At 46.3% G+C, this 7,673-nt stretch carries 6 protein-coding genes; 5 read left to right on the top strand and 1 reads right to left on the bottom strand.

What is annotated here, in order from left to right; genetic code table 11:
* Positions 1 to 94 precede the first annotated feature (94 nt).
* The gene (locus QY97_RS18360) at positions 95 to 841 is read right to left on the bottom strand and encodes a TraR/DksA C4-type zinc finger protein (protein ID WP_039238774.1); all 747 of its coding nucleotides are present in this window, start codon (positions 839 to 841) and stop codon (positions 95 to 97) included.
* Positions 842 to 1,133: 292 nt separating this feature from the next.
* On the opposite strand from QY97_RS18360, the gene QY97_RS18355 reads away from it, so the two are divergent.
* From QY97_RS18355 to QY97_RS18335, 5 genes are all read left to right on the top strand, one after another.
* Entirely contained in the window at positions 1,134 to 2,549 is a 1,416-nt protein-coding gene (locus tag QY97_RS18355; protein WP_039238772.1) for an isochorismate synthase, read from the top strand.
* On the top strand, positions 2,542 to 4,305 hold the full coding sequence (gene menD / locus QY97_RS18350; RefSeq protein WP_039238771.1) for a 2-succinyl-5-enolpyruvyl-6-hydroxy-3-cyclohexene-1-carboxylic-acid synthase: 1,764 nt from the start codon (positions 2,542 to 2,544) through the stop codon (positions 4,303 to 4,305). Before QY97_RS18355 ends, menD begins: the two co-directional genes overlap by 8 nt.
* On the top strand, positions 4,296 to 5,108 hold the full coding sequence (menH, locus tag QY97_RS18345; RefSeq protein WP_039238769.1) for a 2-succinyl-6-hydroxy-2,4-cyclohexadiene-1-carboxylate synthase: 813 nt from the start codon (positions 4,296 to 4,298) through the stop codon (positions 5,106 to 5,108). The genes menD and menH overlap by 10 nt, the downstream gene beginning before the upstream one ends.
* Before the next feature lie 12 nt (positions 5,109 to 5,120).
* The gene (menB, locus tag QY97_RS18340) at positions 5,121 to 5,939 is read left to right on the top strand and encodes a 1,4-dihydroxy-2-naphthoyl-CoA synthase (RefSeq protein ID WP_039238768.1); all 819 of its coding nucleotides are present in this window, start codon (positions 5,121 to 5,123) and stop codon (positions 5,937 to 5,939) included.
* Positions 5,940 to 6,088: 149 nt separating this feature from the next.
* Positions 6,089 to 7,549, top strand: coding sequence for an o-succinylbenzoate--CoA ligase (locus tag QY97_RS18335; protein WP_039238766.1), 1,461 nt, complete (start codon positions 6,089 to 6,091; stop codon positions 7,547 to 7,549).
* The last annotated feature ends 124 nt before the right edge of the window (positions 7,550 to 7,673 follow it).

The following is a 7,673-nucleotide window of genomic DNA, read 5'->3' as shown; positions in this document are numbered from 1 at the left end:
AAAAAATGATGAATGGTACCATCCATCATTTTTTATAGAGGCCACCAAGCGTAGCGCGGTAGCCTAAAACCCCAACATTTGATTTAGAACCTTTTTATTTGTCATCAATATAACTGTCTTTTTCTCTGTAAGGAATATCGCCAAGAGGGGATTCAATGTTTTCTTCGTCTAGTTCCTCTGTATAGTCTTGTTCTTTTTCAGATCGATAGAACCCTCTGTTTTCACCCTTGATATCAGTAGCTATAAAGTTTTCATATTCTTGCGTGAATCCATCTTTAGGCTCATCTGCTTCCTCATAAAGCTGGTCGTAGCTATCATGATCTTCAGTGAAATCCGATGGCGTTTCTGATGTGTCATAGCTTGCGACTTCCTGAAAGCTGTCTTGGTAATCCTTGACTTCCTCGTCAGTATTGCTTAATTGATTTCTGCTCGTTTCATGGATAACGTTTTCTTCCACTGGGCGGTATTCAGAGAGGGGATCACGATTGGCATGCTCAGCACAATAAAGGGTAGCGGGCACAGCCGCAAGCCGGTCGTAGGAGATTTCCTTTCCGCATTCTTTGCATCGTCCATATTCCCCGTTTTCTAACGCTTGCAGAGCTTCTTCTACCTTTTCGAGTTCGCCTTCTGCATGGTCATTAAGGGCAAGGTTTTTCTCCCGCTCGAATAACTCGGTAGCACTGTCGGCAGGATGGTTATCGTAATTGGAGAGCTCTCCAACCTGTTCCCGTTCGCTGCTTTCCTCTAGGCTTACTCCTTCCATGTCGTCCCGACGAAGGTATTGCTCCTTCTGTGTGAGCAGCTCCTCTTTTAATGATTGTATTTGTTCATTCGTTAACATGTCATACACATCCTTATGTTGTTAAATAAAAGCTCATGGTATAACTGCTATTTCCTTTTCCTGTTTATTTGAAACCTCCAAGTATTGGGAGATAAGGGCATGGCAGGCGGTCCGTAATTATTTAAGTGCTAATCACCTGCTCAATGACTTTATAAGTCAGGTTAGAATAGAAACCTTTGGAATCATGAAGTAAGGAAGGGAGAAAGATTGACAGCAGGGATTAATGAGGTGTATCTTTAAATAGGTTTGACAACGAATAATTACCTATATAAGTACAATGGAGGAGATTTCATTGTCTACTATAAAAAGTGAACCGATTAAAGCAGCGTTCACAAAGTTAGTTCGACAGAAGCCGATGAACAAGCAGCCGGCTTTATTCAGTTATGTAGAAAAAGTGGATTGGATCGATCCCTTGCTGTTTTATAAAAATGGTGCATCAGTCTACAAGGGCGAGCGCTTTTTCTGGAAAGATCGTGACGGCCAAGTAGAAATGGTTGGCCTGGGAAACATTTATACTCTTCGCAGTGAAGAGGGCGATGAGGCTCGGTATGAAGAGGTAGAAAAGAAATGGAATAACATGATTAAATGTGCAGTCGTGCACAACCCATATACCGCATTAGGAACAGGTCCAGCCTTGTTTGGCGGCTTTTCCTTTGACCCAAACCGGCCTCAAGCAGAAGAATGGGCGAAGTTTTCCTCTGCTTTTTTTTATTTGCCAGAATACATGCTGACTGTGTATGAAGGGAATTGCTATATAACGATTAACATACTCTGTCGTCCAGAGGAGCTTCACTCGCTTATTGATCATTTAGAGAGTCGAAAAGATGAGGTTCTCACGCACACCGATACGACTGCACTAGAGCTTCCTGCAAGCTTATTGAAAAAGGAAGAATATCATCAGGCGCAATGGATTAAAGGTGTGAATGAGGCAGTAGAGAGAATGGAAGCAGATACAGAGCTAAAAAAGGTCGTCCTGGCAAGAAAGATTGTAGCATCTTTTGACCAGGCGGTTAGCCATGATGGTGTGCTGGAACGGTTGATCGCCCAGCAGCCGGACAGCTTTATTTTTTCATTAGAGGCCATGGATAGCTGTTTTCTTGGTGCTTCTCCGGAACGGCTAGTCCGTAAGCGGGGAGAGAAAGTGTTATCCACCTGCCTGGCAGGCTCCATCAAGCGAAGCAAGAATCCTGAAGAAGATGAGGCCTTAGGTAAAGAACTGCTGAATGATGAAAAGAATCGAAAGGAACACGATTATGTCGTGCAAATGATCAAAGAGGAAATGGAAGGCTTATGCAAGCATGTAAGCATTCCATCTGCTCCTGAATTAATGAAAGTAAGGGACATTCAGCATTTGCACACCCCTGTTGTTGGCTTGACAGAAGCTGCCTGCTCCATTCTGCAATTTGTAGAGAAGCTTCACCCAACACCGGCTCTCGGCGGCCTGCCAAATGATAAAGCACTTCCAATTATCCGCCAGCTTGAAGGAATGGACCGAGGACTTTACGGGGCCCCGGTCGGTTGGATGGATTCTCAAGGAAATGGGGAATTCGCCGTTGCGATCCGCTCAGGGCTGCTGGAGAAGGAAAAGGCATTTTTATATGCCGGGTGCGGGATTGTAGCTGATTCCGATCCAGACAGCGAGCTGGCTGAAACACAGATTAAGTTTCGGCCGATGTTAAGAGCGTTAGGAGGCTCGTCTGATGAATAATCACCAAAGAGATTTAACTTTATATAATGCCCATTTTATTGATGGGCTCTCCAAAGCAGGAGTAGAAAGCGTCGTTGTCAGTCCTGGCTCGCGCTCTACTCCTATGGCGCTTTTGTTAGCAGAACATCCCGACATAGAGATGTATGTTCAAATTGATGAACGCTCTGCTGCATTCTTTGCTCTTGGCCTTGCCAAGGCTTCGGGCAAGCCTGTAGCTTTGCTTTGCACATCGGGAACGGCTGCGGCTAACTATTTACCAGCAGTCGCGGAAGCAAAGATCTCTCGTGTCCCTCTTCTTGTACTTACCTCTGATCGACCACATGAATTGAGAGAGGTGGGGGCGCCTCAGTCTATTGATCAGAATCAGCTATACGGCACTCATGTAAAATGGTTTGTTGAAATGTCTCCTCCTGAATCGGATGAGAAGCTTCTCAACTATGCACGCAGAACAGCATCAAGGGCTGTTTACATATCAAAGCAGGCACCGGCCGGTCCGGTGCATATGAATTTCCCTTTTCGTGAACCTCTTTTGCCTGATTACGATGGTCTATTTGAGCGTCTAGACTTTGAGGAAACCCCTGCAGTTCAATTAACAATAGGAAGCCGTGTGCTCTCAAAAGACGAAACCGAAGCATGGGCGAAAACCTTGAAAGATAAAGAGAAAGGTTTAATTATCTGCGGAGAGCATCAATCAGAGGGCTTAGAGAGAGCTGTTGTGGATTTAGCTGAAAGATTAGGGTATCCATTATTGGCTGACCCCCTGTCAGGGTTACGCTGCAATCAGTTTTCTTCCGAACTTGTATTAGATAGCTACGATGCTTTTCTTCGAAGTCCATCTATTAAGCATCAGGCAGCTTTTGACGTCGTCCTTCGATTTGGGGCTATGCCTGTGTCCAAAGCGCTTACACAGTATGTCAGTGCCCACGCCGCGAGCATTCACGCGGTTATAGACAGCGGAGGCGGCTGGAGGGATCCGGCAGGCGTTGCGACTCATATGATAGCGGCGGATGAGCGACAGTTCTGTGAGGCGCTTGTGAAGGCGCTGCCAGAGCGAAAAGAAACAACTCCTTGGGCACGAAAATGGATGCAGGCGAACCAGGCTGCTCAGAGCCAGATGAAAAGTGTGGATGAATACGAGGAACTTGATGAAGGAAAGATGTTTTATGAAGTATTAAAGAGGCTTCCTGATCAGTCTTCCTTATTTGTCGGAAACAGTATGCCTATTCGCGATCTTGATTCTTTCTTCTTTAAGGATGAACGCTCCATTCGGCTTCTTGGAAACCGAGGAGCTAACGGCATCGACGGTCTTGTCTCTAGTGCATTAGGGGCGGCAGCGGCTTCTTCAAGGCTTTACTTGATCATTGGCGATCTATCACTTTTCCATGATTTAAATGGATTGTTGGCCGCTAAATTAAATGGTCTTTCTATGACAGTCATTGTCATGAATAATAACGGCGGAGGGATCTTCTCTTACTTGCCTCAATCAAATGAACCGAAGTATTTTGAGAAGCTCTTCGGTACGCCGGCTGATCTGGATTTCGCTCATGCTGCTAAACTGTATGGAGCAGAATACGAGAGAGTCACTGATCTCGCTTCGTTAGAAAGAGGCATGTCCAGAGCAGCCGAGACAGATGGACTGTTTATTATGGAAGCGGTGACAGACCGCACAGAAAGTGTGACAGCTCATCGCGAACTTTGGAAGAAAGTTTCCCAGGAAATAGAGAAATTGACGGCTGGTGACGATTTTTGGAAATAACCATTCAAGATTGTTCGTACTATGTAGAAATGGCTGGTGAGGGCCCTCCACTTCTGCTGCTGCATGGCTTTACAGGAAGCGGAGCAACGTGGAGAGAGACTGTTAATATGCTGAAAGACTGCTTTTGCTGTGTGACAGTAGACATTCTGGGGCACGGCAGGAGCGCGGCTCCTAAGGAAGCGGAGAGGTATCGTATTCAGCTTGTGGCACAGGACATGAAAGAACTGATGAAGGAGCTCGGTCACAGCCGTTTTCACCTCCTTGGCTATTCAATGGGGGGAAGACTGGCTTTAACCATAGCTGTGATGTTCCCAGAAGCCGTTCAGTCGCTTATATTGGAGAGTGCATCGCCTGGGCTAAGGACAGAAGAGGAACGGTCTATGCGCCGCCAATCTGATGAGGAGCTGGCAAAACGGATAGAGAGGGAAGGAATCGAGTCCTTCATTAATTATTGGGAGAATATTCCGCTGTTTGAGACCCAAAAGCAGCTTTCAAGAGACAGGCAGCAGGCCATCCGGGAGGAAAGGCTTCAAAACAAGGCGGCAGGTCTTTCCGGCTCGCTTAGAGGAATGGGAACAGGTGCCCAGCCTTCCTGGTGGCCCCTCCTTCCTCAGCTAAGGATGCCTGTCCTTCTAGTTACCGGCTCTAAGGATCAGAAATTTGCAGGGATTGCCAATGAGATGCAGGAGCTGCTATCTGTTTCTGCTTGGAAGGAAATAAATGCAGCAGGCCATGCAATTCATGTGGAAGAATGTCGGAAATTTGGTACAATAGTAAAAGAGTTTTTGTTACATACATCATAAGGAGGAAATAACATGGCTATTAATTGGGTCAGTGAACGTGAGTACGAAGATATTTTGTATGAAACATATAACGGAATTGCTAAGGTAACGATTAATCGTCCGGAAGTACATAATGCATTCCGTCCAAAAACGGTAATGGAAATGATTGATGCCTTTGCTTATGCCCGCGACGATGAAAAAATCGGTGTCATTATTTTAACAGGTGCTGGCGAAAAGGCATTTTGTTCAGGTGGAGACCAAAAGGTACGCGGCCATGGCGGCTATGTAGGAGACGATGAAATTCCACGTTTAAACGTGCTGGATTTACAGCGTCTAATTCGAGTTATTCCAAAACCAGTAGTAGCCATGGTAGCTGGTTATGCTATCGGAGGCGGCCATGTACTGCACGTTGTTTGTGACTTAACCATTGCAGCTGAGAATGCTGTATTCGGCCAAACAGGTCCAAAGGTTGGCAGCTTCGATGCTGGTTATGGTTCCGGCTATTTAGCTCGCATTGTCGGTCACAAAAAAGCTCGTGAAATCTGGTATTTATGCCGCCAATACAATGCTCAAGAAGCGCTCGATATGGGATTGGTGAACACAGTAGTGCCGCTTGATCAATTAGAGGCAGAAACAGTGAAGTGGTGTGAAGAAATGCTTGAAAAGAGCCCTACAGCTCTTCGTTTCTTGAAAGCTGCAATGAATGCAGATACAGACGGCTTAGCTGGTCTTCAGCAGCTGGCAGGAGATGCAACGCTTCTGTATTACACAACAGAGGAAGCAAAAGAAGGAAGAGATGCCTTCAAAGAGAAGCGTAAGCCAGACTTCGGTCAATTCCCAAGATTCCCTTAATAGAAGCGGATGGGAAACAGTTTACCTGAAGCAGGTCGGATAACAAACTTGGCATCACCCTCCAGCCGGCGGGGAACTGGTCATGAAAAAGCTTGGTGGAGCACCCACCAGGCTTTTTTGTCGGCTGGAATAGAATAGGAGGAATAGAAATGGCAACAGGCATGCCTAATTGGCTGAAGCAGAGGGCTTTCTTGACACCTGAGAGAACAGCTCTTATTTTTGAGAACAGGACGTGGACGTTTGCTAAGGTATATGAAGAAGCTGCAAAGCGGACCGCTGCCCTGTATAAGAGAGGGTTTTCCAAGGGAGACAGAATAGGGCTTCTTATCAGGAATACGCCTGAAGCCGTTGTGCTTATTCATGCTATGCAGCAGCTTGGAGCCTCGGCTATACTGTTAAACAGCCGATTAACAGCGGGCGAGTTAGTATGGCAGCTAAAAGACGCGGAGGCGGCAGCAATGATCTATGATCCCGCTCACGAAGGGATAGCAAAAGACATTCAAGCAGAACTGCCCTGCATAGAATCGGTGCAGCTTTCGGGTGAGGAGATGCCCGTCATTCGGGAGGAGTTTTCACTAGAAGATACTTGTTCAATTATGTATACCTCCGGAACAACAGGAAAGCCAAAGGGCGTCCGTCAGACATATGGTAACCATTGGTGGAGTGCTGCCGGATCAGCTTTCAACTTAGGGGTAAGCGAACGGGATTGCTGGATTTGCTCCGTGCCGTTATTTCATATCAGCGGCTATTCCATTTTGATGAGAAGTGTCATATATGGAGTGCCTGTTCGTTTGCACGAGCGGTTCAATGAGGACGAAATCAATGCGGGATTGAAGCGGGGAGAAGGAACGATTATGTCTGTTGTGGCCGCTACACTTAGCCGCCTGCTTCGTTCGTCTGAGGGAAGCTATCATGAGAACTTTCGCGGTATGCTTCTAGGAGGAGGGCCTGCACCGAAGCCTATCCTGGAGGAATGTGCCGAGAGAGGCATTCCTGTCTTCCAGACATACGGCATGACGGAAACTTCTTCACAAATTGCCACATTGTCGCCTGAGTACAGTTTAACGAAGCTTGGTTCAGCGGGAAAGCCGTTATTCCCTTGTCAGCTGCGAATTGCGGCTGAGGGCGGAGAAGCGCCTTATAAGGAGGGAGAAATTCTTGTAAAAGGACCTAACGTCACTGTAGGCTATCTAAATCGTGAAGAGGCGAATAAGGAAGCGTTTGTAGGTGGCTGGTTCCACACAGGTGATATTGGTTATGTAGACGAAGAGGGCTTTTTATTTGTTCTTGATCGCCGTTCGGATCTAATTATCTCAGGTGGTGAAAATATTTATCCAGCAGAAGTGGAATCGGTGCTTCTTGATCATCCAGCTGTTATAGAAGCGGGCGTGACTGGTGTAACAAATGAAAAATGGGGACAGGTTCCTGCTGCGTTTATCGTTGAGAAGGAGCCGGTCGAGGAAGAAGAGCTGCGCCGTTTCTGCCAGAGCCGATTGGCCAAATATAAATGTCCCGCTTATTTTATCAAAGTGGAAGGCCTGCCAAGGAACGCCTCTAATAAACTTCTCCGTCGTGAGCTTAGAAATCAATTTGAAAGAGACACCTTCTAGAAAAAAGCCGTGAATCACTGAGATTCACGGCTTTTCACGTTGTTGAAAAACAACTTAGTCAAGAAAACCCTGGTGAATTCTCACCGGGGTTTTCACTTTTTTTAAATTGTTAAATGGAATCTTC

Origin of the sequence: Bacillus thermotolerans, assembly GCF_000812025.2 — a bacterium.
GTDB lineage: Bacteria > Bacillota > Bacilli > Bacillales > Domibacillaceae > Quasibacillus > Quasibacillus thermotolerans.
This window is presented reverse-complemented; position numbering and strand designations above follow the sequence as displayed.